Genomic DNA, 25,744 nt, shown 5'->3' with positions numbered 1-25,744 from the left:
CGTCAAGTCAGCTCTCGGCCGCGCCACCGCGACGCGTCACTCGTGCCCAGAGTCCGGTCTGCGGGGTGACGCGAAGGGGCTCGGTGTCGGTCGGCCGCGAGGCCTCGTCGCGGGCGGACTCGAGCTCGTGGACCGCTCGGGTCGCGTCGCTGATGAGAGAGCCGTAGACGGGCCACTGCTCGGGGTCGTCGAGCGGGGTCACGCGCACCTCCTCGCGCAGCTCGGCGAGCACGTCGCGCGCGTGGCCGATGCTGCGGTCGAAGGCCGCGGTCGCGTCCTCGTCGTGCAGGCCGAGATGCTGCACCGCATCGGCGAGCGATCCCAGCGCGTCGGCATAGCGGGAGAGGAAATCCGGCGACGGAGCCGGGTGCCGCTCGTCCGCGGCGTCGACGAGGGTGCGACCGACGCCGGTCACCTGCCACAGCACGTGGCGCAGCGTCTTGACCGTGCGCTCGTAGCCCTCCCAGTGCACGTCAGCCGGCCGGATGCCCTCGCGCGGGTTGAATCGCGTGCTCTCGCGCCCCGTCCGGATGTCGTCGACGATGTAGCGCGTGCGGTCGGCGATCTCTCCGCCACGGCGGTACCAGCCCCGGGCCGTCTCCGCGTCGAACCCGCGTCGCAGCCCGTCGGCGAGCTCGAGGAGCAGGTCGCGCACCTGGTCGGCGAGCGCCGTCACCCGCTGGCGGGGCTTCGTCAGGTGCAGGGGCGCGAAGACGAGCGCGTTGACGGCCACGCCGATGACTCCCCCGGCGATCGTCTCGACGATCGTGAGGGAGGTGAACTCCTCGTCGGTGCCACCAGCCGTGATGAGCGAGAGCAGCACCATGGCCGGCACCTGGATTCCGTGGTCACCGAGCCGCGACCACCGCCCGATGACGAGGGCGACGAGGATGACGACGAACATCGTCCACGCGTTGACGCCGACGAACGTCGCGACCACCCAGGCGACGCCGAGACCGAGCACGACGGCCGCGATCCGCTGGGCGCTCGCCGAGATGGAGCGGACCATCGTGCGGTCGACGACGAGCAGCGCCGCCATGGGGGCATAGAAGGGCACCGGGCTGTGCAGCACCCGCACCGCGAACTGCCAGGCGAGGACCGTCGCGAGGGCGGCCTTGACGAGCAGCATGACGGCATCGCGCTCCGGTCCCGGTCGGCGCACGGCGGTGCCGAGAGCACGCAGTCGGGTGCGCGTGTCGTCGCGCCACTGGCTCATCGGGGCCAACCTCCGTGCTGCCCCCTCAGACGGGGCGACCCGGTCCTTCGTCGTCCCACGCGCACACTCTAGGACCCCGCGCGGTCGGTCGCGGTATGCCGTCCGGCGGGCGGCTTCTCAGGGTCGGCGAGGCTCCGCGACGGTTGCGTCCAACGCGTGCACGGGCGTGCCCGGGCGAGAACGCTCCTCGCGCCAGCCCTCCCAACGGGCGACGACGAGGCGTCCGAGCCACACGCCGACGGCCGCCGCGAGCAGACCGAGGACGACGCCACCCACGACGTCCGGCACGTGGTGCACGTGCACCGTCACGCGGGAGGCTCCGACGAGTGCTGCCCCGAGGAGGAGCGCGATGCCGATCCGGCGACGGAAGGCGAAGACAACGCCCGCGATCGCCGCCGCCATCGTCGTGTGGTCGGACGGGAAGCCGTTGTCGGCGCCGTGCGGCACGAGCGGCGGACGTCCGTCGACGACGAAGGGCCGCGGGTCGAACCACGCCGCACCGCTGACGAGCAGGAGGATCCCGACGACACCGAGGGTGATCGCACCGGCCACGGCCATCGACACCTTCGTGGGGCGGTCGGCCACCAGCCAGACGATCGCGGCCACGAGCGCGAGGAGGTAGATGCCGTAGTCGGTCACGAGGACGGAGAGAGTCTGCACCGCACGATCGTGGCCCAGCGTTCTCAGTCCTTTCTGAGAACTCAGTCGAAGGCCGCCTCGCGGAGCTCCTCCCGTCGTCGCACGGCATCGCGCACCCGCACCATCTGCTCGTCGGTGCACTCGAGCCCGTAGACGTCGCGGACGAACTCCGGCAGGTCGGCCCGGTAGTCGTGGCCCCACGCGGCATAAGACCCCTCGAGCTGCGCGTTCTTCATGTCGACGAGCGTCTGGAAGAACGTCGTCACCGGCCGCCACCGCATCGTCGCCGGTATGCCGCGTGGCGACCGCCCCGGGAGCTCCTCGGTGCGCGGGCGGCCGGGTCCCAGCCAGTCGGGACGCCGGCTCAGCAGGTCGAGTCCGAAGCGGGTGACGCCGTCGTTGTCGTGGCTGAGCAGCACGTAGCGGACCCTGGCCCGCGCTTCCTCGCCGAGGGCGACGTACTGCTCGTGGTCGTTGACGACGGCGATGAGGCTCGGGTCGACGTCGGGTCGCGCGGGCCCCGTGATCTCGTGCATCCACGTGCTGCCCGCCGGCGTGCCGATCCAGAGGGCGCGGTCGATGCCGAGGGCCTGCGGGCCGAGCGTGCCCCAGCCGAGGAGGACGTCCTGGCTCGTGTGCGCGCCGAGCGACTCACCGAAGAGGACGACCTCGGGCCGACGGTCCGGCGGCATCCCGCGCACCCGCTGGAGGATGCGGAGCCAGAGCAGCCGGTTCTGCTCGCGCGCCGCCCGGATCTTGCCGAGGGAGAGCGGCGACGGCCGCTTGGAGTACTGCATCGTGACGCTCGCGACGTCGCCGCGCGTGAGGTACTGCGCGGCCGCGACCGCGACGTAGTTGACGTAGCCGGTGCCGGTGGGCGACACGAGCATGAGCATCGAGCGCGACCATGCGTCGGTGCGGTCCATCTCGGCGATGGCGAGCTCGACCCGCTCGACCGGGCCGGCCGCGCTGTCGAGGCCGACGTAGACCTGCACCGGTTGCGCCCGGGCGGGCTCTCCCATGACCGTCGGGATCGACAGGTCCTCCGGCACCCGTCCGTCCGGCAGGGCTGGTGGGTCGACGACGACCTCCGGGCGCACGTAGGTGACGGCGTGGCGCCGGCCCTCGCGGCCGAGCGAGTCCCACGCGACGAGGCTCTGCGGATCACCGCTGATCATCGGGTGCGTCCACACGCCGGGAGCCGCCTGCATCCACGGGTCGACCGTCGTGCTCCCGGCCTCGACCTTCTGCATGGCCCGGGTCCACAGGAGGTTGAGGCCCGCACCGGCGACGGCGGCGAAGGCCGCGTGCGAGCTGAGCCTCCAGAGGAGGCCGGTGCCGGGGGTCGGCCCGGGGGCGAGGCGGCGCACCTGCTCGGCGGTCCAGCGCTCGACCCACCCCGAGCCCCAGAGCACGGCGATCACCGCCGCGCCCGCGGCGAGGCCCGGCAGGGTGGGCACGTCGTCCACGGCCCGCGGCGTGGTGTCGGATCCGGCGGTGGTCGGCTCGGGCGCAGCGGCGCGGGCACGTTCGATGACGGCGGCGGTGACCAGGCCCACGGGGATCGACAGGGGCAGCGAGGCGATGCGACCCTGCGCCCCGACCGCACGGTCGAGGGCCCGCGCACCGGCCGTCGCGGCCAGCAGCACGCTCCCGCAGAGGGCCGTCGTCCCGAGCCGCCACCCTGCCTGCCGCACCGCTCCCCGCGCCGGCGTGGAGACCCCGCCGCGGTCGAGGTAGGCCGCGAGGCCCAGTCCCACGGGGATGCCGCCGACCTCACTGGCCAGGGCGGCCACGGACCGGCGTCGCGCCGGCGACCAGTCCTCCGGGAAGGGCACGGACCCGGCGGCGAACGCCGCGGCGACGTCGATGAGGTCCTGCGCCGCGAGGGTCAGCAGGTAGTGCGAGCCCGTCGACAGGCCCGTGATGATGCCCTGGTCCTGCCAGCTGCGTTTCGACAGCGAGGGGGCGAGGGTCGGCGGCGTCATGGCCGCTGCCATCACGAGCCCGACCCGCTGCCCGGTGTGCGCGGCGTCCCTCGAGTCCACGGAGTCCTCCCAGTCAGGCAGGTGGCGCGGGGCGACCTCGCCTCGCCTTCCTCTCGAGCATCGCGTCCGTCTGGCGGCCGGCCGTCATCCGAACAGGATGAAACCGGCCGCTGCGGGTGGCCGGTCCGGCGCATCCCCTCCCCCGCGACGACGCGGGCCGCCATAGTGGATGCATGGCTGCGAACGACGACGTCGACCTCTCACCTGCGCCCCTGCGACTCGAGTCGCCGGACGGCAGGTCCTTCAGCGTGCGAGGGCCGGCCAGCGCGTGCCCACGCGTCGGCGAGTACCTCGCGATCGACGGCGCAGACGCACCGCTCGCCTTCGTCGAGGAGGTCGCGACCGACCCCGCGGGCGACGCCTTCGTGGCCAGTGGCTCGCTCGTCGGCGACGCCTCGGGCGCAGCGGAGGCGCGGGCGCGCTGGTCGCAGACCCCGGTGCGACCGACCGAGGCCTCCGCCGTGCAGCGCCTCCTCTCGGCGCCCGACGAGCAGCTGCACCTCGGCCGGCTCGCGGACCACGACGAGGTGGGCGTCGCCCTCATCCCCAAGCGCCTCAACCGACACACCTTCTGGTGCGGTCAGAGCGGGTCCGGCAAGACGTATGCGCTCGGCGTGCTCCTCGAGCGGATCCTCGTCAACACAAGACTGCCGATGGTGATCTTCGACCCCAACAGCGACTTCGTGCGGCTCGGCGAGACGACAGCGGGCGCGGACCCGGAGTCCGTTGCGGCACTGGGCGATCGCGAGGTCGTGGTGCTGCGGCCGGGAGACGAGACCTCGCCCCTGCACGTCCTCTTCAAGGAGATGACGCCCCGGGCCCGTGCAGCGGTGCTGCGGCTCGACCCGGTCGTCGACCGCGCCGAGTACAACGCCCTCCTCGGCCTCATGGAGGACCTCGATGCCGTCGAGACGCCCGACATCGTGGGGCACCTGCTCTCGCTCGGCGACCCGGACGCCACGGCACTTGCCCAGCGCCTCCAGAACCTCGGCGTGCTCGAGTGGCGGACGACGTGGGCCTACGGCGCGGAGAGCGCGACGTCGGTCGTCGCGCGGCGGCCGGCCGCCACGGTGCTCGACCTCGGCGGCTACGACCGCAACGAGGAGCAGCTCACCGTCACGCTCGCCGTCCTCGACGACCTCTGGGCCAGGCGCACCGAGCGTCGACCGCTGCTCCTCGTCATCGACGAGGCGCACAACCTCTGCCCGCCCGACCCGGAGACGCCTCTCGGCGTCGCGGTGCGCGACCGGCTCATCCAGATCGCGGCCGAGGGCCGCAAGTACGGCCTGTGGCTGCTGCTGTCGACGCAGCGGCCCTCGAAGGTGCACCAGGGCATCGTGTCGCAGTGCGACAACCTCACGCTCATGCGGATGAACTCGCGCGACGACCTCGAGCAGCTGGGCTCGATCTTCGGCTTCGTGCCGCGCGGCCTGCTCGCCCAGGCGGCGCGGTTCCGGCAGGGCGAGGCCCTCGTGGCCGGCGGATTCGTGCCGATGCCGAGCATCGTGCGCGTGCGCGGTCGGGTCACGCCGGAGGGCGGCATCGACGTGCCGGTGCCGATGCCCTGAGGCCCGCGGCTAGCGCCGCGGACACCCGGGTGCGCTCGCCGCTGCCTCCGGGTGACGTCACGGCGCGACCTCAGTGGAGCAGCGACTTCGAGACGATCATGAGGATGCCGAGCATCCCGGCCAGAGCGGCCTCGACGAGGGCCTCCCGGACGGGCGCACCGGCATACCGGGCGGCGAGGTAGGCCAGCGAGGCGAGCACGAGCACGGTGAGCCAGAGGGCGAGGTCGGCGGCGGTGGACGACGACATGCCGAGGGCTGTCGCGATGGTGAAGGCGCCGAGGCCCGGCACCCCACCGAGCAGCACGCCGGACTCGTGGCGGCTGGCCGCGGCGAGGCGGTGGAGGAGGGTGTCGCGCCCCTCCCGGAACTGGTGGGCGAAGGCCCGCACGTAGACGTCGGCGAGCCAGTAGACCCCGAGCACGAAGAGCGTCGTGGCGACGATGCGCCGGGCCGAGGTCTCGTGGCCGGCGGTCGCACTGATCACGGCGCCGGTGATGATGACGCCGTAGAGGATGCCGGCGGGGTGTCGGGAGGCGACCCACAGACCGGCCCGGTGGCGTGCGTCCATCAGCTCCACGGCTCTCTCCCCCACTCTCGTGTCGGTGCTGCGCCACCCCACACGGTGTCAGACCGGGCGGGACTCGTCCACGGAGCCGGCCGGGGAGTCGTCCACCTCGCCCACGGTCTCGTCGTCGTCGTCATCGTCGCCGCCGTCGTCACCCTCGCCCGAGCCAGGGGCGCGGCGCGGGATGCGCCCGGTGAAGAAGAGCGCGCCGACGGTCAGCAGTGCGGTGACGCCGAAGGCCTCCTGGAGGGCGTCGAGGCGCGCGGCCGAGTTGACGTCGAGGATCGCCTGCGCCTCGGTGCCCGTCACACCCGCCGCGGTCAGCGCCTCGCTCAGCTGGGCGTCGGAGATGAAGGGGACGCCTCCGACGATGGGGGTGGCGGCCTTCTGCTTCACCTCGGCCGGGACGTCCGGGTTGGCCAGGACACCGCTGACGACGGAGGCGGTCAGCGTCGACAGCAGGACCGAGCCGACGAGCGCCGTGCCGAGCGAGGCACCGAGGTTGGTACCGGTGTTCTGCAGACCGCCCACCTCGGCTGCCTCGGAGTCGGGCACGGACGAGACCGTGACGCTGCCGAGCTGCGACGACAACGCACCGAGGCCGAGGCCGATGAGCAGCATCGGGACGGCCACGACGGCGGCATTCGCGCCAGGGTCCATTCCCCCGACGAGCACGAGGATGCCGGCCAGCATGGACAGCAGGCCCAGTCGGACGACCCGACGAGGGTTGGCCTGGGGCCAGACCTTGGGGACGCCGGCAGCAGACAGCAGCAGCGCGAAGGAGAGCGGGAGGATGCGCAGTCCGGTCTGCAGGGCGTCGAGCTGCAGCACGACGGAGAGGAAGAGGGGCACGGCGAAGAAGACGCCGGCCTGGATCATGTACTGCGAGAAGAACATCGTGAGGCCGCCCACCAGGCCCCGGTTGCGCAGCATCGCCGGCCGCAGCAGGGGCTCCTTGCCGATCTTCACGAGGTGGCTCTCCCAGCGCATGAAGACGAACACGACGAGCAGGCCCAGCACCATGAGCCAGATCGTCGGCGAGGCCCCGAGGATGGACGGTGCACCGGGCTTGGGGATGACCCATCCCCACTCGCTCGACCGCAGCACGCCGTAGACGAACGAGCCCAGTCCGATGATCGACAGGAGCGAGCCGACGTAGTCGATCTTGGCCGGAATGGGGGCGACATCGGCCATCTTGGGCAGGAAGGCGAGGATGACGAGGACGATGACGACCTCCCCCGCGAAGACGTAGCGCCAGGAGAAGAACGTCGTCACGGCGCCGCCGATGAGCGGGCCCGCGGCCACCGCCATCGCTCCGGCTGCTGCGATGAGGCCGTATGCCGCGGCGCGCCTTTCCGGGGGGAAGTTGGCTGCCACGAGCGCCACGATCGCGGGCATGATGAGCGAGGCGCCGAGCCCCTCGAGCACCGACCAGCCGAGCAGCAGCACCTGGAGGTTGGGTGCGAGCGCCGTGGTCAGCGAGCCGGCGGCGTAGATGACGAGGCCGATGCCGAAGGCGCGCCGCCGCCCGATGATCGAGCCGATCTTGCCGCCCGTGATCATCATCGTCGCCATGACGAGGGTGTAGAGGGTGATGGCGGTCTGGATGCCGCTGATCGTCGTGCCGAGGTCGCTGGCGACGACGGCCATCGAGACGTTCATCACCGAGCTGTCGAGCGTCATGACGAACTGCCCCGCGGCGAGCAGGGCAAGCACGATGCCCGCCCCGGTCCGCGCCGGAGTGCTACTGGCCACGGTCGTCTTCCTCCCAGATCGTGCCGAGGGCGACCTCCCGCCCCCGATGGGGACCAGTCCAACCTCGGCGGCGGGGGGCGTCATCACCCCGGGGAGGTGAAGCGGCACGACGGGCGACCACCGCCCGGCGGCGTCCGCCCTTTGCTGACTTCAGACCATCTCTTGACGGAAGACAGGGAGAACTTCCAGCCGGGGCGGGACGAGGATCAGCAGCACACTGTCCTTTTGCAGAAGGAGTAGTTCATGTCTCGTCGCCGACCCGTCCACCGCCGCCCGCGCCTCGTCGCGCTGCTCACCACCGGCGCCCTCGTCATCGGGCTCGCACCGGCATACGCCGCGAGCTCCGCCGGAGCCGAGCCGCCGGGCAGTCCACCGGGCGACAGCGTGAGCACCTCGCCGCCGGGGGTCTCGCTCGTCAAGGTCGTCGTGCCCGACCGGGCGGCGGTCGACCGTCTCACCTCGCTCGGCTTCGACGTCGCGGAGTACACCCGCCCCGTCGACGGCGGGGTCGAGATCCACGTCGTGGCGGACGCAGCAGACACCCAGGCGATCACCGCCCTGGGCTACCGGGTGGGCGATGCCGTCACGAGTCCCTCCGACGTCGCCCGCAACCGAGCGGAGCGCTCCGCCACCATCGCCGCGGACGCGAGCGCCCTGGCGACTGCCGACACCCTCACGGTCCTGCGGGCAGAGTGGTTCACCTCCACCGACAACCAGCGATTCCTCTCCGTCGAGGTGAAGACGGACGCGCCGGTGGCCACGAACATCCTCACGGTGCAGTGGGACTCAGGTCCGGGCACCGCGATGGGCTCGGGGGGAAGCGCGACGATGTCTCGCTTCGTCGACGCCGGTCAGTACATGTACCACCGGTTCAACGCACCCGTCCCGGTGGCCTCGGCACCGTCCAAGGTGACCATCACGAGCAGCGTCGGTGGCAGCATCACGAAGGACGTCTCGCAGTGGCTCGGCACGGCACGAAAGGCCCCGAGCCCGCACTACGTGTCCGACTTCGTCGACCACTACATGGACCCGACCGAGCTCTCTGCGCGGTTCGCCTCCCTCGCGAAGGAGTTCCCGTCGCTGACCCAGCTCATCGACCTCCCCCACAAGACGAACGGCTACCGTCGGGCGGCCCAGGCCACCTTCGGCACCGTCACAACGAGCACCCTCTACGTCACCTCCAAGGCCTGGGGACACGAGGGCGGTAACGACCTGAGCGTCGCCCTCGTCGACCCGGGCGCGCCGAACGCCGCGCTCAGCGTCTCGGTCTCCGGCACGGCGATCTCCGTGTCGCTCGCGACGGGCTCGTCCGGTGCGCTGACGTCGACGGCGGCCCAGGTCGTGGCGGCGATCAACGCGTCACCGGCGAGCTCGGCACTCGTCACCGCGAGCACCTACCGCGGCAACGCCGGCGCAGGAGTCGTGGCCGCTGCTGCGAGCACGCGGCTCAGCGACAACCTCAGCGCCCCCGCGTCCGTCTCGCGCGAGCCCTTCCAGGTGCAGGCGCTGCGCATCGGCAAGGCGCGGGACGGCTCGCGCACCGGTGTCTTCCTCTACTGCCAGGAGCACGCCCGCGAATGGGTCACCCCCCTCGTCTGTCTCGAGACGGCCGAGCGGCTGCTGCGCAACTACCAGAAGGACCCGACGACCCGGAAGCTCGTCGACAAGCTCGACATCTTCATCGTGCCGTCGATCAACCCTGACGGTGCGCACTACAGCCTGTACGACTTCGCGAGCCAGCGAAAGAACATGACGAACCACTGCGGGCCGGCCGACTCCGACCCCGCCCGCCGCAACTCGTGGGGCGTCGACCTCAACCGCAACTTCTCCGTCGGGTCGGTCTTCGACGGCTTCACCGGCGCGTCGGCCACGAACTGCCTCTCGGGCACCTTCGCCGGCCCCGCCGAGCTGTCGGAGCCCGAGGCGCGCAACGAGGTGTGGCTCGTCACCCAGTTCCCCAACATCAAGTTCGCGATGAACACCCACTCCTACGGCGGCTACTTCATGTGGCCTCCGGGTGCCTACAAGGCTGCGGGCCGCGAGCTGCTGCCTCCCGTCGAGCTCGGCACCGAGGAGTTCTTCTGGGCGGCGTCCGAGCACATCCTCTCGGCGGTCAAGCAGTGGCGCGGCACGGCGATCTGGCCGGGCCAGACGGGCCCGGTCACCGACGTGCTCTACTCCGCGGCAGGCAACTCCGCCGACGAGCTCTGGTACAACCACGGCATCATCGGCTGGGACTTCGAGGTCGGGGCCGACGTCTGGAACCCGACGACCAAGCGGTTCGAGGCGGTGGGCTTCCAGCCGCCCTTCGCCGAGGGTCACGAGGAGGCCATGGAGTTCTCGAGCGGGCAGATCGGCATCCTCGAGGTGGCTCTCGCGCACGAGACCGACTCGACGCCGCCGAGCTCGTCCCTCGAGGTGCAGAAGCAGGAGCCCGGCAGCACGTCGTTCACGTTCGCGACGAGCGAGCCGGCGACGGTCTACTACACGCTCGACGGCAGCCGTCCGACCCTCAGCTCCTCGAAGCTGACGCCCGCGGGGTTGCGCGAGGGTGCCGGTGCCGTGACGGTGGACGGGCGGACCGAGGTCCGCTGGTTCTCCGTCGACATCGCCGGCAACACCGAGGCGCGCTACCGGCCGGACGGCAACGGGCAGAACTTCCGTCGCGAGGTCGTCGCCGTCCAGTGATGCGCTGAGCCCATGGCGAGTGAGCCCGGTCCCCATGGGGGCCGGGCTCACTGTGCACCTCGACAGCTGGCCCGGTGACCTCGTCGGTCACCAGCGGATCAGGTTCGCCACCCTGACGTCCTGGATCGACGCCTCCTCGGTGCTTCCGACGAAGGTGCCGCCGGGCAGACCGGTCACCGTGATGTCGGCTGATGCCGGCCGCATGGCCGTCTGAACCATGTCCATCGTCCAGGAGCCGCCGACGGTGTAGCGGGAGTGCGACCTCTGCTGCTCGAGCGTCCCCGTCGCGGTCCAGTCCGCCGATGCGGAGATCGTGACGGTCACCCCGTTGGGCATCTCCTCGCCCGTGGTCTCGTCGAAGACGACGACGTCCGCCTCGCAGGTCGGGATCTCGAGCTGGGCACTCGACAGGTCGTCGGCGACAGCGAAGTCGACGTTCGCGGCCTCACACCACAGCTCGGCAGGATAGGGCTCTGCACTGGTCCCGTCGGCTGGCATCATGAGAGCGATCGCGACGAAGGCCGGCTGCGGACCGCGCACGGCCTTCGACCCCGCGACGCGATGCACGGTGGTCGCGTCAGCACCCTGGACGTAGACAACCCGTGGCGCTCCCACCTCGGGCTCAGCACCCTCGGGCGCGAACCACCTGGCATCGGCAATCGTGCCGCTCATGGTGAAGGCCTCGCGGGCGACCCCGGGGGCGCTGCTCGCACTGACCGGCACCGCGAGAGTGGCGAGCAGACCCGCCACCGCAGGCACCCCGAGCCTCCGCATTCGTCTCGCCTGTGATCCCACGGCGTCCGCCTCCACTCCTGGTCCGGGTGACACGCTCGGTGCGTCCCGCCTCTTCCCGGACGCTAACGAGGGTGATCCGGCAGGTGGCAGAGGCGAAGGTCTGCCTCGCGAGCATCGCGAAGTGCAGGATGGTGACCGGGGCGGGCCGCCCGGCGAGGTGCCAACGGGCGAGCCGGTTGCTCGGAGGAGCGCGGCACAGGGGACGATGGGCCCATGGCGAAGCAGCACGCTGGTCCGCGGTTCCTCAAGCGCAAGGGGCACGACCTCACCGTCAAGGACAGCGAGGGCGTCAAGCACCACGCCACGCTGCAGCCCGTCGACCAGGCGTCCGACCGACACGGCACGCACGACGACGGCGCGTTCGCCTTCGGCTACTGCAAGAGCTGCGACTGGACCGGCCCCGCCCGCAGGGCCCGCGACAAGGCGCGCAAGGACGCCATCGCCCACCAGGACGAGTGCCCGAGCAAGGGCAAGATCCGCATCGGCGTCAGCGAGAACGACCCGAGGTAGCCAGACCCCGGTCGGTGTGTCTCCGCGGGTCAGAGCCCCCGCAGATACATCGATCGAGCGAGGGGTGGTCGCGGTCGCGGGTGATCGCCCCCTCAGTGGGTGGAATGCAGGCGGGCCTCGGCCGCGGCCCAGTCGAGGCCGCCGCGAGGATCGTGTCGTTGCACCGGGTGCGTCCGCCGCACGAGAGCCCGCATGGCTGCGAGGTCAGGCAGGTCGGCCCCCAGCGCGCGGGCCTGCACGAGGACGTTGCCGAGCGCCGCCGCCTCCGACGGCCCGGCGAGCACGGGCAGGCCGCAGGCGTCGGCCGTCAGCCGGCAGAGGAGCTCGTTCTGCGAACCGCCCCCGACGACGTGCACGACCTCGACCGGCGTGCCTGCGAGCTCGCCGGCGGTGCGGACGTGGCGGCGGTAGGCCAGCGCCAGGGAGTCGAGGATGCACCGGGTCAGTGCGGCCGGGCTCTCGGGCACCGGCTCCCCCGCCCGACCGGCGAGCCGGGCGATGCGCTGGGGCATCGGGTCGGAGGCCGTGCCGGGTCGCAGCAGAGCGGGGTCGTCGATGTCGATGACCGTCCGCAGGCCCGGCGACCGGGCCGCACCGGCGAGCACCGCCTCGAGGACGACCGGCTCGTCGCCCTCGCTCTGCCAGGCACGGAGGCACTCCGACAGCACCCACAGACCCATGACGTTCTTGAGGAAGCGGATCGTGCCGTCGACGCCGGTCTCGTTGGTGAAGTCCGCCTCGCGCGCGGCCTCCGTGAGGACCGGCTCGTCGAGCTCGAGCCCGACGAGCGACCACGTGCCCGACGAGATGTAGGCGAAGGAGCTGCCCTCGGCGGGCACCCCCACGACGGCCGAGGCGGTGTCGTGCGAACCCACCGCGACGACAGTCACGCTCGCCTCGAGACCGAGCTCGGAGGCAACCTCCGGAGTCACCGCGCCGACGCGGTCACCCGGGTCGCGCAGGGGCGGCAGCAGCCGCGGCGGTATGCCGGCCCGCTCGGTGAGCGCGACAGCCCAGTCCCGCTCACGGACGTCGTAGAGCCCGGTCGTCGAGGCGTTGGTGCGCTCGGCCCCGACCGCCCCGGTGAGCCAGTAGCCGATGAGGTCCGGGAGCAGCAGCAGGGTCGTTGCAGCCTCGAGGGCCGCCGAGCCGCCTGCCGCCACGAGCTGGTAGATCGTGGTGAACGGCAGCTGCTGGAGGCCGGTGACCGCATACGCCTCCTGCGCCGAGACGCTGGCGGCGACCCGCTCGAGCACGCCGTCGGTGCGCCGGTCGCGGTAGCAGTAGGGGGTGCCGAGCAGCTCGCCGTCGCGGTCGAGCAGGCCGTAGTCGATGGCCCACGAGTCGATCCCGATGCCGTCGAGAGGTCCGGTGCGCACGATCTCGCGCAGCCCGGCAGCCACCTCGCGGTAGATGCCCACGACGTCCCAGTGCAACGAGCCCCCGATGGGCACAGCACCGTTCGGGAACCGGTGGACCTCCGAGACCTCGAGGCGGTCGGCGCCCTCGCCGACCGAGACGGTCGCCGCCATGACCCGGCCACTGGTGGCGCCCAGGTCGATGGCGGCGACGCGCAGCTCGGTCATCGGAGGAAGGCTGCGGCCACGCCTGCGTCGACGGGGATGTGCAGACCGGTGGTGTGGGTCATGTCCGGGCCGCAGAGCGCGAACACCGCGTTGGCGCAGTGTTCGGGGAGCACCTCGCGCTTGAGCAGGGTGCGCTGGGCGTAGAACTCGCCGAGCTTCTCCTCCTCGACGCCGTAGACGGCCGCCCGGTTGGCGCCCCAGCCGCTCGAGAAGATGCCTGACCCGCGCACGACGCCGTCGGGGTTGACACCGTTGACCTTGATGCCGTGCTCACCGAGCTCGGCGGCGAGCAGGCGCACCTGATGGGCCTGGTCGGCCTTGACCGCCGAGTAGGCGATGTTGTTGGGCCCGGCGAAGACGGAGTTCTTCGAGGAGATGTAGATGATGTCGCCACCGAGGCCCTGGTCGATGAGAACCCTTGCAGCCGTGCGGGAGACGAGGAAGGAGCCCTTCGCCATGACGTCGTGCTGGAGGTCCCAGTCGGCGACCGTGGTGTCGAGCAGCGACTTCGACAGCGAGAGTCCGGCGTTGTTGACCACGAGGTCGACGCCGCCGAAGGCGAGCACCGCGGCATCGACCATGGCCTGCACCTGCGCCTCGTCGGCGACGTTGGCCTGCACGCCGATCGCGACGTCGGGGCCCCCGATCTCAGCCGCTGCGCCCTCGGCCTTGGCGAGGTCGAGGTCGGCGACGACGACGCAGGCCCCCTCGGCGGCCAGCTTGGTCGCGATCGCCTTGCCGATGCCGCTCGCGGCGCCGGTCACCAGGGCGATGCGGGTCGCGAGGGCCTTGGGCTTCGGCATGCGCTGGAGCTTGGCCTCCTCGAGGGCCCAGTACTCGATCCGGAACTTTTCCGCCTCGTCGATCGGTGCGTAGGTCGACAGCCCCTCGGCGCCGCGCATGACGTTGATGGCGTTGACGTAGAACTCTCCCGCCACGCGGGCCGTCTGCTTGTCCTTGCCGTAGCTGAACATGCCGACGCCGGGCACGAGGACGATGAGGGGGTCGGCGCCGCGGATCGCCGGCGAGTCCGCCTCGGCGTTGCGGTCGTAGTACGCCTGGTAGTCCTCGCGGTAGGCCACGGCGAGCTCCTTGAGGCGGGCGATCGAGTCGTCGACGCTCGCCGTCGCGGGCAGGTCGAGCACGAGCGGCTTCACCTTGGTGCGCAGGAAGTGGTCCGGGCACGAGGTGCCCAGGGCGGCCAGCCGCGGGTGCTCGGCCGAGGCGAGGAAGTCGAGCACGACGTCCGAGTCGGTGAAGTGCCCGACCATGGGGCGGTCGTGCGAGGCAAGTCCGCGGATCGTCGGGCCGAGGGCAGCAGCTCGCGCGCGGCGCTCGTGCTCCGGCAGGGCGGCATACCCCTCGAGGGCGGGGCCGAAGGGCTCCGGACGGCTGTGCTCGGCGATGTGGGCGGCAGCCGTGTCGATGATCCAGAGCGAGTTGGCCTCGGCCTCGTCGCTCGTGTCACCCCACGCGGTGATGCCGTGGCCGCCGAGGATGCAGCCGACGGCCTGCGGGTTCTGCTCCTTGATCGCCGCGATGTCGAGGCCGAGCTGGAAGCCGGGGCGGCGCCACGGCACCCAGGCCACCTTGTCACCGAAGATCGTTGCCGTGAGGGCCTCCCCGTCGGCGGCGGTCGCGATCGCGATGCCGCTGTCGGGGTGCAGGTGGTCGACGTGGGCGGCCTCGACGAGACCGTGCATCGCCGTGTCGATCGAGGGCGCCGCGCCCCCCTTGCCGTGCAGGCAGTAGTCGAACGCGGCGACCATCTCGTCCTCGCGCTCGAGCCCCGGATAGACGTCGACGAGTGCACGCATGCGGTCGAGGCGCAGCACGGCCAGGCCGCTCTCCGTGAGGGTGCCGAGGTCGCCCCCGGATCCCTTGACCCAGACGAGCTCGACGGGCTTGCCGGTGACGGGATCGGTGACGGTGCCCTTCGCGGAAGTGTTGCCGCCGGCGTAGTTGGTGTTCTTCGGATCCGCTCCGAGTCGGTTGGAGCGGGCGATCAGCTCCGCTGTCGGGGAGGGGGTCGTGTCGGTCATCGGTCAGTTCCATCCTGCCTGCGTGCCGCCCGCGCGGTCCGCTTCGATCTGTTGCTGGTAGCCGCTGCTGAGGTAGGCCTGCATCGGTCGGGCCGGCAGCCCGCGGCTCTCACGCCAGGCCGCGAGGTCGGCCCGGACGTCGGTGTAGAAGGCATCCATGAAGATCTCGTTGGCGGTGAGGACGTCGCCCGCGTCCTGCGCGGCGCGCAACGCGTCGGTGTCGACGAGCAGCGCCCGGGCCGTCATCTCCTGGACGTTGAGCACCGAGCGGATCTGGCCCGGGATCTTCGCCTCGATGTTGTGGCACTGGTCGAGCATGAAGGCGACCGGGCTGTCCGGGCCGAAGCCGCCGCCCCGGATGACCTCGTAGAGGATCCGGAAGAGCTGGTAGGGGTCGGCCGCGCCGACGATGAGGTCGTCGTCGGCGTAGAAGCGGCTGTTGAAGTCGAAGGAGCCGAGCTTCCCGAGGCGCAGCAGCTGCGCGACGATGAACTCGATGTTGGTGCCCGGGGCGTGGTGGCCGGTGTCGAGGCAGACGAGCGCGCGCTCCCCCAGTGCCGCGACGTGGGCGTAGGAGGTGCCCCAGTCCGGCACGTCGGTGTGGTAAAACGCGGGCTCGAAGAACTTGTACTCGAGCACGAGCCGCTGCTCGTGGCCGAGCCGGTCGTAGATCGTGCGCAGGCTCTCGGCGAGGCGGTCCTGACGCCCGCGCAGGTCGCCCTGGCCCGGGTAGTTCGTGCCCTCGGCGAGCCAGATCTTGAGATCGCGCGACCCGGTCTCGTGCATGACGTCGATGCACTCGAGGTGGTGGTCGATCGCCTTCTGCCGGATGCGGGCGTCGGTGTGGGTGAGGGCGCCGAGCTTGTAGTCCTCGTCCTGGAAGGTGTTGGAGTTGATGGTCCCGAGGCCGATGCCGAGGTCCTCCGCATAGCGCCGCAGCGCGCCGAAGTCGTCGACCCGGTCCCACGGGATGTGCAGCGAGACGAGCGGCGCGAGCCCCGTGAAGCGGTGGACGGTGGCGGCGTCCGCGATCTTCTCCTGGACCGTGCGCGGGGTGCCCGGTGAGCCGAACACCCGGAAGCGGGTGCCGGAGTTGCCGTAGGCCCACGACGGGACCTCGATGGCCTGGCCCTCGAGCTGGGGGGCGATCTCGCTGAATGTCGTCATGTCTCATCACTTCTGGGTTGCGTCGGGTCCGGCGTGGGTCGGTCGGACGGGTGCGGAGCGAGCTCGTCGAGCTGGTCCTCGAGGTGGAAGACCTCCTCGAGGAGCAGGAAGCCCTCGTCGGGCGCCACCCCGTCCAGCTCCTCGAAGAACGGGGCCATCTCGGCCTGCCACCGGGCGTTGACCTCGGTGCGGGCCATGCCCGCGACGGCGTCCTCGAGGGACGGCGTCTCGACGTAGCCGATGAGCAGCCCGTCGGCGCGCAGGAAGAGGGAGTAGTTGTGCCAGCCGTTCTCGGCCAACGCCCGCAGCATCTCGGGCCAGACCGCGGCATGCCGAGCGCGGTACTCGTCGATCCGGTCGGGCCGGACCTGCAGCTGGAAGCAGGCGCGCACGATCACTCCCGAGGTGGTGTGGTGGGTGAGGGGGTATGCCGTTCGGCGGGGTGGGCGGACCCGCCCGGCCGGCGTGGGGTTGCTGCCGGCCGGACGGTCAGCGCTCAGAACGTGAACTGGTCGATGTTGCCGGCGTTGAAGGCGAACGGGTCGCCGAGCAGGACGGTCTGGTTGGCGCCGACCTTGAAGTCGCCGAGCTCGCCCGCGGTGAAGGTGTCACCCTCCTTGCCGGTGATCTTGCCCTTGACGAGCGCGTCGGCCGCGTAGGCCGCGAGGCCGCCGAGGTCGGCCGGGTTCCAGAGGTAGAACTCGTTGACGGTGCCGTTCTTGACGTACTCGCGCATCTGGTTCGGCGTGCCGAGACCGGTGAGGGCGACCTTGCCCTTCTTGTCCGAGGTGGACAGGTAGCGGGCAGCAGCGGCGATGCCCACCGTCGTGGGCGAGATGATGCCCTTGAGGTTGGGGTGGGTCTGCAGGAGCGCCGCGGTCTTGTCGAAGGAGGTCTGGTCGTCGTCGTTGCCGTAGACGACGTCGACGAGCTTGACGTTCGGGTGGTTGGCCGCGAGGTCCTTCTTCATGAGGTCGATCCAGGCGTTCTGGTTCGTCGCGTTGGCGCTCGCCGAGAGGATCGCGATCTCGCCCGAGTCGCCGATCTGCTTCGTGATGCCGTCGACCTCGACCTTGGCCAGGCCGTCCGGCGAGGCCTGGTTGATGAACAGGTCGCGGTACTGCGGATCGGTGTCGGAGTCGAAGGTGACGACCTTGGTGCCGCCCTTGCGCGCCTGGTTGAGCGCGTCGCCGATGGCCTTGGGGTCGTTGGCCGAGACGACGAGGGCGCTGGCGCGCTGTTGTGCAGCCGTGTTGATGTACTGCACCTGGCCGTCGGGGCTGGCCTGCTGGGGGCCGACCTCGGAGTAGGTGCCTCCGAGCGACTCGACGACCTTCTTGCCACCGGCGTCGCTCGTGTCGAAGTAGGGGTTGCCGAGGTTCTTGGGGATGAAGACGACACTCAGCTTGGCGGCCGCGGTGGCCGCGCCGGTGCCGGCGGCGCCGGAGTCGGTGGCAGCCTTCGTGCACCCGGTGAGGGCGAGGCCGGCGGTGAGGGCGGCGACGCCGAGGACGGCGGAGCGGCGCGAGATCGAGGTCATGCGATTTCCTTTCAAGGGGTTCCGACGCCAGCGGGCGTCTTCGTGGGGCGGGTGCCCCGGTTACGCCTGGCAGCGACGTCGGAGACCCACGCCAGGACTGGGGTTGAGACCACCGACACCACCAGGAGCAAGCCGATGATGATGTTGATGACATTGACCGTGATCCCTTGCAGCCGTAGGGCGCTCGAGATCACGCCGATGAGCAGCACACCGGCGATGACGCCGATGAGCTTGCCTCGGCCACCGAAGATGGACACGCCGCCGAGGAGCACGGCCGCGATGACCTGCAGCTCGAGGCCGGCGGCGTTGTCTCCGCGGGCGCTGCCGAAGCGCAGCGTGTAGAAGATGCCGGCGAGGGCGGAGACCGCGCCGGTGAGGACGAAGAGGATGAACTTCGTGCGCTGCACCTTGACGCCGGTGAAGAGCGCGGCCTCGCTGCCCAGCCCGATGTCGTAGACGCCACGCCCGAAGGCCGAGAAGTGCAGCAGCAGGGCAAAGCCGAGGGCGAGCGCGAGGAAGAGGAGCATGACGGTCGGGATGCCGGTGTCTCCGACCGTCTCGGAGGCGCGCTGCGTCCAGTCGGCCGGGAAGTCGGTGACCGCCTTGGTGCCGAGGATCCCGACCGCGAGGCCGCGATAGAGGGCCAGGGTGCCGATGGTGACCGCGAGCGACGGGAGCCCGACGTGGGCGACGAGGTAGCCGTTGAGTGCTCCGCAGAGGGCGCCGACGACGACGGCGATCGCCGCTGCCGCCGGGATCCCGAAGCCACCTTCGTGCAGCACTCCGACGAGGACGCTGCTGAGGCCGACGACGCTCGCGACCGAGAGGTCGATCTCCCCGGTGACGATGACGAGGGTCATCGGCAGCGCGATGAGCAGGATCGGCGTCACGTCGAGCAGCAGGTAGGTGAGGGTCAGCTGCTCGCCGAAGTAGGGCACGTTGCCGTAGGCCCACATCGAGACGGCGATGACGAGAGCGACGACGGCGGCCTCGCGGCTGAGGAGGAGCCGGCGCCACAGCGGGTGGGCGTAGGCGGCATACGTGCGGGTCATGGGAGGTCCCTCGCTTCGACGAGTCGGCGTGACTGGCGGGCTGCGAGCACCCGGTCGAGGACGATGGCGCTGAGGATGAGCGCGCCCACGAGCGCCTGCTGCCAGAAGTCGGGGATGCCGAGCATCGGCAGGGCCCGGTTGATGGTGACGAGGAGCACGGCGCCGAGCGCCGCTCCCCAGACAGTGCCGCTGCCACCGAAGATCGCGACGCCGCCGATGACGACGGCGGCGACCGCCTGGAGCTCGATGCCCGTGCCCGCGTCGGAGCTGACCGAGCCGTAGCGGGCGGCGAAGACGACACCGGCGAGGCCGGCGAGGGCACCGGAGAGCACGAAGGCGCTGAGCACGCGCCGCCGGACGTTGAGACCGTAGAGCACGGCGGCGTCGGGGTCGGAGCCGATCGCGTAGAACTCGCGTCCGCTGCGCGCCGTGTAGAGGTAGTAGCCCACGGCTCCGAGCACGGCGAGCGCGACGATGAACAGGACCGGGATGGTGAGCACCTGCGCCGTGCCGAGCGAGAGGAAGTCCGGCGGCAGGTCCGAGGCGTTGATGCGGCTGCTGCCGGCCCACGAGAGCACGATGCCCCGGTAGATGTAGAGCGTGCCGAGGGTGATGACGAGGGCGGGCACCCGGGCCAGTGCGACGAGCAGCCCGTTGACGAGGCCGAGCAGCCCGCCGACGAGGATCCCCGCGGCGAAGACCGCGACGATCGGCAGGCCGGGGTGGTCGATGAACAACCGCCCCGTGAGGTATGCCGTGAGGCCCAGCACCGAGCCCACCGACAGGTCGACGTTGCGCGTGATGATGACAGCCGCCTGGCCGACCGCGAGCACGATGAGCATCGACGGCGTGAGCAGCAGGTCTCGCCAGCCGCTGCTGCTCAGCAGGAAGCTGGGGTTCTTGATCGTGGCCGCGGCGACGACGAGCAGGAGCACGACGAGGATCGAGAACTCCCGCGAGCGCAGCAGGCCCTGCACGATGCGACGGCGCGGCGACAGGCTGCTGGGCTCGACGAGCAGCTGGGTCTCTGAGGTGACCGCAGGCTGTATGCCGGGCTGGGCGTCGGGCACGGACACGGTCGGCTCCTGGGTGGGTGCGGGCGTCATGACGCGATCTCCCGGGCCCGGGTGGCGGCGTGCATGACGGACTCGGGGGTGGCGCTCTCGCGCGGCAGGTCGGCGGTGAGCCGGCCCTCGCAGACGACGAGCACCCGGTCGGCCATGCCGAGCACCTCGGGCAGCTCGGAGGAGATCATGAGGATGGCCATGCCCTGCCCGGCGAGCTCCGAGAGGAGCCGGTGCACCTCGGCCTTGGTGCCGACATCGATGCCTCGGGTGGGCTCGTCGATGATGAGCAGGGTCGGCGTGGTCGCGAGCCACTTGGCGATGACCACCTTCTGCTGGTTGCCCCCGCTCATCGTCTTGGCGAACATGTCGAGCGAGCTCGTCTTCACCTCGAGCCGGTCGGCCCAGGGCGCGACGGCCCGGTTCTCCATGCTCTTCGTCAGCAGACCGAACTTCGCGAGGCCCCCCCGGATCACACCGGCGATGTTGTCGGTGACGGACGCGTCGGTGACGAGCCCCTGCTTGCGACGGTCCTCGGGCACGAAGGCCATCCCGGCCCGGATGGCGGCGGCGGGGTCGTGCGAGGGGACCGTTCTGCCCTTCATGCGCACCGACCCGAACTCGTAGTCGTCGACGCCGAAGACGGCGCGGGCGATCTCGCTGCGACCGGCACCGACGAGGCCTGCGAGGCCGACGATCTCGCCGGCCCTGACGCTGAAGGAGACGTCGTGGAAGACGCCCCTCGAGGTCAGTCCGGACACCTCGAGGACGGGGTCGCCGATCTCTGCCGGGGTCTTGGGGAAGAGGTCGGAGACCTCGCGACCGACCATCAGGCCCACCATCTCCTCGACGCTCGTCTCGGCGATCGGCCGCGTCGCGACGTACTCACCGTCGCGCATGACCGTCACCGTGTCGCAGAGGTCGAAGACCTCGTCGAAGCGGTGCGAGATGAACACGATGGCGCGTCCCTCGTCGCGCAGGCGACGGGCGACCGTGAAGAGGCGCTCGACCTCGACACCGCTGAGGGCCGCCGTGGGCTCATCCATGATGAGCAGCCGGGCGTCGAGCGAGATGGCCTTGGCGATCTCGATGATCTGCTGGTCGGCGATCGACAGGCCGAGGGCCGGACGGCGGGGGTCGATGTGCACCCCGAGCCCGGCGAACAGCCGGCTCGCCTCGGCGTGCATCGCCGTGCGGTCGATGCGGCGGCCGCGGCCGAGGATCTGGCGGCCCATGAAGATGTTCTCCGTGACCGACAGGTCAGGAAAGAGCGTGGGCTCCTGGTAGATGACGGCGACGCCCGCGGCCTTCGACTCGGCGGTGGAGCCGAAGTCGGCAGGCTCCCCCGCGAGGAGGAACTCGCCGGCGTCGCGTCGGTGCACCCCCGCCACGATCTTGATGAGGGTCGACTTGCCCGCGCCGTTCTCGCCGACGAGGGCGTGGATCGAGCCGGCGTGTGCCACGAGGGTGGCCGACCGCAGGGCGACGACCTGCCCGAAGGACTTGGCGACGTCACGCAGCGTCAGGGTCGGAGGCGGTGCGCTCTCCGGAGAGACGATGTCCATGGTTTCCTTGCATCTTTGAAAGGTTTCAACTGCGGGTAATCTAGGGAGCCGCGCCTCCGGTGTCAACCCTTTGAGGACAGGTAAGATCCGCACGTGTCTCGTTTCAATGCATCGCCGCGGAGCCGAGGGTGAACGCCGCCTCCCGGTCCGTCAGCGTCAAGGACGTCGCCGCCCGCGCCGGCGTGTCGCTCGGCACGGTGTCCAACGTCCTCAACCGCCCCGACCGCGTCAGCGATCCGACCCGGGTCAAGGTCGAGACCGCGATGCGCGAGCTCGGCTTCGTGCGCAACGAGTCGGCGCGGCAGCTGCGGGCCGGGCACAGCCGCGTCGTCGCCTATGTCGTGCTCGACGCCGCGAACCCCTTCTTCACCGACGTCGCCCAGGGCGTCGAGCTGTCAGCCGGTCTCGCCGACCTGTGGCTCTTCATCTGCAACAGCAACAACGACGCCGAGCGGGAGCGCGCCTACCTCGACCTGCTCCAGCAGCAGCGGGTGCAGGGAATCCTCATCACCCCCGTCGACCCCGACGCCGAGCACCTGCGCGAGGTCGCCGGACGCGGCACTCCCCTCGTCGTCGTCGACCGCACCCAGCAGGGCCTCGACCTGTGCTCCGTCGCGGTCGACGACGTGCTCGGGGGTCGCCTCGCCGTCGAGCACCTCATCGACCGCGGGCACACGCAGGTCGCCTTCATCGGCGGTCCGCTGAGCATCGGCCAGGTGCGTGACCGCTGGCAGGGAGCCCAGCAGGCCTGGGCCGACGCGGGTCTCCCGCCGGAGTCGCTGCACCTCATCACGACCTCGGCGCTCACCGTCGTCGAGGGCCGCGGCGCCGGCGAGCGGCTCTCCGGCCTCCCCTCGCGACGGCGCCCGATGGCTGCCTTCTGCGCCAACGACCTCCTCGCACTCGGCCTGCTCCAGCAGACCATCGGCAGCGGTCGGCGCGTGCCTGACGATCTCGCCATTGTGGGCTACGACGACATCGAGTTCGCCTCTGCCGCAGCGGTTCCCCTCACGTCCGTGCGTCAGCCCCGGCACGAGCTGGGCCGCACCGCAACAGAGCTCGTCATCGACGAGGCGACCAATCCCGCGCACACGCACACCCAGGTCACCTTCACCCCTGAGCTCATCGCCAGGACCTCGACCCTGGGATGAGCCGGCCTGGCGTCGGCACGCGCCCCCATGGCGCCGCCGGCCCTCCGGCGTCGGTCGGAAACCCAGGTGCCACATGGCCTTGGCACTTCCTACGCTGCTCGGGTGCACCCCTACGCTCCCCTCAACGTCACGGTCACCACCCCGCGGCTCGAGCTCCGAGGAGCCACCGACGACCTCCTCGAGGCGCTGGTCCCGCTCGTGCGGGCGGGTCAGGCGGACGCCGATCCGCCGCCCTTCGACGACCCGATCTCCCTCTACGAGGACGACGCCGACGTCCGGGTGCAGAAGTGGCTCCGCGCGGTATGGCGCGCTCGCGCCCGCGTCGAGGCCGACTTCTGGAGGCTGGGTCTCGTGGTCGTCCTCGACGAGCGCCCCGTCGGCATCCAGGACGTCATCGGAATCGAGTTCGCCGCGTTCGGGACCGTCACGACCTTCTCGTGGCTGGCCGCCGACTCCCGCGGCCACGGCCTCGGTCTCGAGATGCGTCAGGCCGCACTCCAGCTCGCCTTCGACGGGTTCGGCGCCGCGGAGGCCGGCAGCGACGCCTTCGTCGACAACGCCGGCTCCAACCGGGTCTCCGAGAGGCTCGGCTACGCGCGCAACGGCACCGAGTGGGCCGCGCGGCGTGGGGAGCCTGCGCTCCTCCAGCGCTGGCGGATGACTCGGGAGCAGTGGCTGCCCCGACGCCGCGACGACATCACCATGACCGGCGTGGAGGCCTGCCGAGCGGTGTTCCTGGCGCCGTCCTGAGTGACGGGCCGGGGCCTCACGTCAGAGCGGCCCGCTCACCGGCGGCAGACCGTGAGCGGCCCGCGCTCGCTCGACGACGCCGCGCACGAAACCGACCTTGGCGTCGGTGTAGCCCTCGCCCCAGACACCGGCCGCGACGAGCGAGGTCTTGAGCTCGGCGTACCGCTCGCGGTCGGCGGGGTGGCGACGCAGCCATTGCGCGAAGAGGCGCACATGAGCCTCGGGCCAGCGATCGGCCTCGAAGAGGTGCCCGATGGCCAGCCGCACCCCGTCGTCGAGCAGGAAGACCGCCCAGTGGTCACCGACGGCGACAGCGTCGCTCCACCCAACCGGCGCGAGCAGGCTCGACGCGTCGTCAACGCTGACACCGGGTGGGATCCGGATCGCGATGTCGATCACGGGCTTGGCCACCAGGCCGGGAACGGACGTCGAGCCCACGTGCTCGAGAGCCCAGTCGGGACCGAGGGCACGGCCGAGCGCGTCGACGAGGACGGCATACCGCCTCGGCCATGCGGGGTCGGGCGCGACCAGCCGCGCGTCCGGATACCGCCCGCGATCGCCCATGTCCGAGACGGTAGGCCGAACGACCGACAGCGTCTGACGGCACTCCCCCGAACTCGGTTGCCGGTGGTCACGCGTCGCCCTAGCGTGGCTTAGGGTCCGCCGTCGCCCGACGCGACTTGCGCGGCGACTTCCTCGCACAGCTGCCACACCGAGAGGAGATGCCCGATGTCCGGTCGACTGGCCGCTCTGTGCATCGACGCGAACGACCCCGGCCGTCTCACCCGCTTCTGGGCCGGCCTGCTGGGCCGCGAGATCGGAGGCGATGGCGTGACCATCACGCCGAGGACCGACGTGGAGTTCGACATCGTGTTCCGGCCCACCTCGGAGCCCAAGGTCGGAGCCAACCAGATGCACCTCCATCTCACGAGCACCACCGCGGCCGACCAGCGAGAGACCGTCGAGCGCGCCCTCGGGCTCGGCGCGCGTCATCTCGACGTCGGGCAGCGTCCCGAGGAGGGGCACGTCGTCCTCGCGGACCCGGAGGGGAACGAGCTGTGCGTCATCGAGCCGGGCAACGGATTCCTTGACGGGTGCGGCTTCCTCGGCGAGCTGGCCTGCGACGGCTCGCGCGAGGTGGGCCTCTTCTGGAGCGATGCCCTGGGGTGGCCGCTGGTCTGGGACCAGGACGAGGAGACGGCGGTCCAGTCCCCCGCCGGCGGCACGAAGGTGGCGTGGGGCGGCCCGCCTGTGCGGCCCAGGACTGGCAAGAACCGGATGCACCTGCACGTCGCGCTGCCGCCCGATACTGATCTCGGGGTCGAGGCCCTGCGCCTCCTGGCCCTGGGGGCCCGACGAGTCGACATCGGCCAGGGCGACGTGCCCTGGGTGGTGCTCGCCGACCCCGACGGCAACGAGTTCTGCCTCCTCGACCATCCCCGCTGACCTGCTGAGGCCGCCGCGCACGAGACCGCGGCGAAGGCCGAGCCCTGTCTGCTCACGAGCGCTCCCTCTGGAGGTATCCGAGGGTGAGCCAACCCGCCGCGACGGCCAGCAGGAGGATGCGGGGCTGTCCCATGACGAAGGTCGTGACGAGGAACGCGGCCAGCGCCGCCACACCGAGGCCGAGGATGAACCCGCTGCGCTTGCGATCCTGTCTCACGGTGGTCCCTCTCATCGTGAGCGCGCCGTCGGCGAGGCTCGATCGACGTCGAACCTCACCGAGCCCGTCTAGGTACGCGACACCAAATGCGCGGCGGTCCGGTATCACCGCGGGGCCGCGGGTCTCCTCCCCTCGGCGCCGGATGAACGGCATCCGGCCGATCCACTGAAGGGAAGCACCATGAAGAAGCTTGCACCCATGGCCGCGCGGTTCTCGCGCACCCACGAGGGCTACCAGCACCCCGCCAAGCTCGACGCCTGGGAGCAGGCCGTCATGGGCTCGGAGCTCGAGGCCATGCGCTGGCCCGGTGGCTCGATCTCGGGCTCGGACGACGGCTGGGACGACTGCGACGAGTGACGAGTGACCCGAGACCCCCGGCG

General features: G+C 71.1%; 23 protein-coding genes. 7 read left to right on the top strand and 16 right to left on the bottom strand.

The window, feature by feature from the left end; translation table 11 throughout:
• Nucleotides 1-7: 7 nt before the first annotated feature.
• The 3 genes from FBY41_RS14680 to FBY41_RS14670 form a co-directional block, all read right to left on the bottom strand.
• Complete coding sequence (locus tag FBY41_RS14680; protein ID WP_141844933.1) at nucleotides 8-1,216, bottom strand: FUSC family protein; 1,209 nt, start codon at nucleotides 1,214-1,216, stop codon at nucleotides 8-10.
• A 117-nt stretch (nucleotides 1,217-1,333) separates the two neighbouring features.
• A complete protein-coding gene (locus tag FBY41_RS14675; RefSeq protein WP_141844932.1) occupies nucleotides 1,334-1,876 on the bottom strand; it encodes a phosphatase PAP2 family protein in 543 nt (180 codons plus the stop codon).
• A gap of 41 nt (nucleotides 1,877-1,917) precedes the next feature.
• Nucleotides 1,918-3,903: an alpha/beta-hydrolase family protein gene (locus FBY41_RS14670; protein WP_141844931.1), complete on the bottom strand. Its 1,986-nt coding sequence runs from the start codon at nucleotides 3,901-3,903 to the stop codon at nucleotides 1,918-1,920.
• Between the two features lie 173 nt (nucleotides 3,904-4,076).
• On the opposite strand from FBY41_RS14670, the gene FBY41_RS14665 reads away from it, so the two are divergent.
• A complete protein-coding gene (locus FBY41_RS14665; protein WP_141844930.1) occupies nucleotides 4,077-5,471 on the top strand; it encodes an ATP-binding protein in 1,395 nt (464 codons plus the stop codon).
• Nucleotides 5,472-5,541: 70 nt separating this feature from the next.
• Here the strand turns inward: FBY41_RS14665 and FBY41_RS14660 are convergent, their stop codons facing one another.
• Together FBY41_RS14660 and FBY41_RS14655 are read right to left on the bottom strand one after the other, a co-directional pair.
• Nucleotides 5,542-6,048 (bottom strand): hypothetical protein, encoded by a 507-nt coding sequence (locus FBY41_RS14660; RefSeq protein WP_141844929.1) that lies wholly within the window; start codon nucleotides 6,046-6,048, stop codon nucleotides 5,542-5,544.
• A 48-nt stretch (nucleotides 6,049-6,096) separates the two neighbouring features.
• Complete coding sequence (locus tag FBY41_RS14655) at nucleotides 6,097-7,791, bottom strand: MFS transporter (RefSeq protein ID WP_260439785.1); 1,695 nt, start codon at nucleotides 7,789-7,791, stop codon at nucleotides 6,097-6,099.
• A 243-nt stretch (nucleotides 7,792-8,034) separates the two neighbouring features.
• Here FBY41_RS14655 and FBY41_RS14650 point away from each other — a divergent pair, with 243 nt between their 5' ends.
• Nucleotides 8,035-10,479: a M14 family metallopeptidase gene (locus FBY41_RS14650; protein WP_141844928.1), complete on the top strand. Its 2,445-nt coding sequence runs from the start codon at nucleotides 8,035-8,037 to the stop codon at nucleotides 10,477-10,479.
• 87 nt (nucleotides 10,480-10,566) lie between these two features.
• Here the strand turns inward: FBY41_RS14650 and FBY41_RS14645 are convergent, their stop codons facing one another.
• Complete coding sequence (locus FBY41_RS14645) at nucleotides 10,567-11,253, bottom strand: hypothetical protein (protein ID WP_185749067.1); 687 nt, start codon at nucleotides 11,251-11,253, stop codon at nucleotides 10,567-10,569.
• 234 nt (nucleotides 11,254-11,487) lie between these two features.
• Between FBY41_RS14645 and FBY41_RS14640 the strand changes: the two genes are divergently transcribed.
• On the top strand, nucleotides 11,488-11,784 hold the full coding sequence (locus FBY41_RS14640) for a hypothetical protein (protein ID WP_221629282.1): 297 nt from the start codon (nucleotides 11,488-11,490) through the stop codon (nucleotides 11,782-11,784).
• 92 nt (nucleotides 11,785-11,876) lie between these two features.
• On the opposite strand, the gene FBY41_RS14635 is transcribed toward FBY41_RS14640, so the two are convergent.
• From FBY41_RS14635 to FBY41_RS14600, 8 genes are all read right to left on the bottom strand, one after another.
• Nucleotides 11,877-13,370, bottom strand: coding sequence for a rhamnulokinase (locus tag FBY41_RS14635; protein WP_141844926.1), 1,494 nt, complete (start codon nucleotides 13,368-13,370; stop codon nucleotides 11,877-11,879).
• On the bottom strand, nucleotides 13,367-15,412 hold the full coding sequence (locus FBY41_RS14630) for a bifunctional aldolase/short-chain dehydrogenase (RefSeq protein ID WP_141844925.1): 2,046 nt from the start codon (nucleotides 15,410-15,412) through the stop codon (nucleotides 13,367-13,369). Before FBY41_RS14630 ends, FBY41_RS14635 begins: the two co-directional genes overlap by 4 nt.
• Nucleotides 15,413-15,415: 3 nt before the next feature.
• Nucleotides 15,416-16,579, bottom strand: coding sequence for an L-rhamnose isomerase (rhaI, locus tag FBY41_RS14625; protein WP_141844924.1), 1,164 nt, complete (start codon nucleotides 16,577-16,579; stop codon nucleotides 15,416-15,418).
• On the bottom strand, nucleotides 16,576-16,971 hold the full coding sequence (locus FBY41_RS14620; protein ID WP_221629311.1) for an L-rhamnose mutarotase: 396 nt from the start codon (nucleotides 16,969-16,971) through the stop codon (nucleotides 16,576-16,578). The genes rhaI and FBY41_RS14620 overlap by 4 nt, the downstream gene beginning before the upstream one ends.
• Nucleotides 16,972-17,075: 104 nt before the next feature.
• Nucleotides 17,076-18,119 (bottom strand): rhamnose ABC transporter substrate-binding protein, encoded by a 1,044-nt coding sequence (gene rhaS, locus FBY41_RS14615; RefSeq protein ID WP_141844923.1) that lies wholly within the window; start codon nucleotides 18,117-18,119, stop codon nucleotides 17,076-17,078.
• An 11-nt stretch (nucleotides 18,120-18,130) separates the two neighbouring features.
• A complete protein-coding gene (locus FBY41_RS14610; protein WP_141844922.1) occupies nucleotides 18,131-19,171 on the bottom strand; it encodes an ABC transporter permease in 1,041 nt (346 codons plus the stop codon).
• Entirely contained in the window at nucleotides 19,168-20,277 is a 1,110-nt protein-coding gene (locus FBY41_RS14605; RefSeq protein WP_141844921.1) for an ABC transporter permease, read from the bottom strand. Before FBY41_RS14605 ends, FBY41_RS14610 begins: the two co-directional genes overlap by 4 nt.
• On the bottom strand, nucleotides 20,274-21,800 hold the full coding sequence (locus tag FBY41_RS14600) for a sugar ABC transporter ATP-binding protein (RefSeq protein WP_141844920.1): 1,527 nt from the start codon (nucleotides 21,798-21,800) through the stop codon (nucleotides 20,274-20,276). Before FBY41_RS14600 ends, FBY41_RS14605 begins: the two co-directional genes overlap by 4 nt.
• 128 nt (nucleotides 21,801-21,928) lie before the next feature.
• On the opposite strand from FBY41_RS14600, the gene FBY41_RS14595 reads away from it, so the two are divergent.
• A complete protein-coding gene (locus FBY41_RS14595) occupies nucleotides 21,929-22,951 on the top strand; it encodes a LacI family DNA-binding transcriptional regulator (RefSeq protein WP_141844919.1) in 1,023 nt (340 codons plus the stop codon).
• Nucleotides 22,952-23,053: 102 nt separating this feature from the next.
• On the top strand, nucleotides 23,054-23,701 hold the full coding sequence (locus FBY41_RS14590; protein WP_221629281.1) for a GNAT family N-acetyltransferase: 648 nt from the start codon (nucleotides 23,054-23,056) through the stop codon (nucleotides 23,699-23,701).
• Between the two features lie 21 nt (nucleotides 23,702-23,722).
• Here the strand turns inward: FBY41_RS14590 and FBY41_RS14585 are convergent, their stop codons facing one another.
• Complete coding sequence (locus tag FBY41_RS14585) at nucleotides 23,723-24,265, bottom strand: GrpB family protein (protein WP_141844917.1); 543 nt, start codon at nucleotides 24,263-24,265, stop codon at nucleotides 23,723-23,725.
• 165 nt (nucleotides 24,266-24,430) lie between these two features.
• Here FBY41_RS14585 and FBY41_RS14580 point away from each other — a divergent pair, with 165 nt between their 5' ends.
• Nucleotides 24,431-25,147, top strand: a complete 717-nt coding sequence (locus tag FBY41_RS14580) for a VOC family protein (protein WP_141844916.1) — start codon at nucleotides 24,431-24,433, stop codon at nucleotides 25,145-25,147.
• Between the two features lie 52 nt (nucleotides 25,148-25,199).
• On the opposite strand, the gene FBY41_RS23465 is transcribed toward FBY41_RS14580, so the two are convergent.
• Entirely contained in the window at nucleotides 25,200-25,364 is a 165-nt protein-coding gene (locus FBY41_RS23465; RefSeq protein WP_185749066.1) for a hypothetical protein, read from the bottom strand.
• Between the two features lie 180 nt (nucleotides 25,365-25,544).
• Here FBY41_RS23465 and FBY41_RS23460 point away from each other — a divergent pair, with 180 nt between their 5' ends.
• Nucleotides 25,545-25,721, top strand: a complete 177-nt coding sequence (locus tag FBY41_RS23460) for a hypothetical protein (RefSeq protein WP_185749065.1) — start codon at nucleotides 25,545-25,547, stop codon at nucleotides 25,719-25,721.
• Nucleotides 25,722-25,744: the final 23 nt, after the last annotated feature.

The organism is Humibacillus xanthopallidus (assembly GCF_006716675.1).
Taxonomy (GTDB): domain Bacteria; phylum Actinomycetota; class Actinomycetes; order Actinomycetales; family Dermatophilaceae; genus Humibacillus; species Humibacillus xanthopallidus_B.
The sequence above is the reverse complement of the archived record's forward strand: the minus strand, read 5'-3'. Positions and strand labels throughout refer to the sequence as shown.

Coding starts and splice junctions, on each gene's coding strand:
- FBY41_RS14665 (WP_141844930.1), top strand. CDS start 4,077: ATGGCTGCGAACGACGACGTCGACCTCTCACCTGCGCCCCTGCGACTC.
- FBY41_RS14640 (WP_221629282.1), top strand. CDS start 11,488: ATGGCGAAGCAGCACGCTGGTCCGCGGTTCCTCAAGCGCAAGGGGCAC.
- FBY41_RS14630 (WP_141844925.1), bottom strand. CDS start 15,412: ATGACCGACACGACCCCCTCCCCGACAGCGGAGCTGATCGCCCGCTCC.
- FBY41_RS14600 (WP_141844920.1), bottom strand. CDS start 21,800: ATGGACATCGTCTCTCCGGAGAGCGCACCGCCTCCGACCCTGACGCTG.
- FBY41_RS14585 (WP_141844917.1), bottom strand. CDS start 24,265: ATGGGCGATCGCGGGCGGTATCCGGACGCGCGGCTGGTCGCGCCCGAC.
- rhaI (WP_141844924.1), bottom strand. CDS start 16,579: ATGACGACATTCAGCGAGATCGCCCCCCAGCTCGAGGGCCAGGCCATC.
- rhaS (WP_141844923.1), bottom strand. CDS start 18,119: ATGACCTCGATCTCGCGCCGCTCCGCCGTCCTCGGCGTCGCCGCCCTC.
- FBY41_RS14635 (WP_141844926.1), bottom strand. CDS start 13,370: ATGACCGAGCTGCGCGTCGCCGCCATCGACCTGGGCGCCACCAGTGGC.
- FBY41_RS23460 (WP_185749065.1), top strand. CDS start 25,545: ATGAAGAAGCTTGCACCCATGGCCGCGCGGTTCTCGCGCACCCACGAG.
- FBY41_RS14610 (WP_141844922.1), bottom strand. CDS start 19,171: ATGACCCGCACGTATGCCGCCTACGCCCACCCGCTGTGGCGCCGGCTC.
- FBY41_RS14680 (WP_141844933.1), bottom strand. CDS start 1,216: ATGAGCCAGTGGCGCGACGACACGCGCACCCGACTGCGTGCTCTCGGC.
- FBY41_RS14650 (WP_141844928.1), top strand. CDS start 8,035: ATGTCTCGTCGCCGACCCGTCCACCGCCGCCCGCGCCTCGTCGCGCTG.
- FBY41_RS14580 (WP_141844916.1), top strand. CDS start 24,431: ATGTCCGGTCGACTGGCCGCTCTGTGCATCGACGCGAACGACCCCGGC.
- FBY41_RS14645 (WP_185749067.1), bottom strand. CDS start 11,253: ATGCGGAGGCTCGGGGTGCCTGCGGTGGCGGGTCTGCTCGCCACTCTC.
- FBY41_RS14605 (WP_141844921.1), bottom strand. CDS start 20,277: ATGACGCCCGCACCCACCCAGGAGCCGACCGTGTCCGTGCCCGACGCC.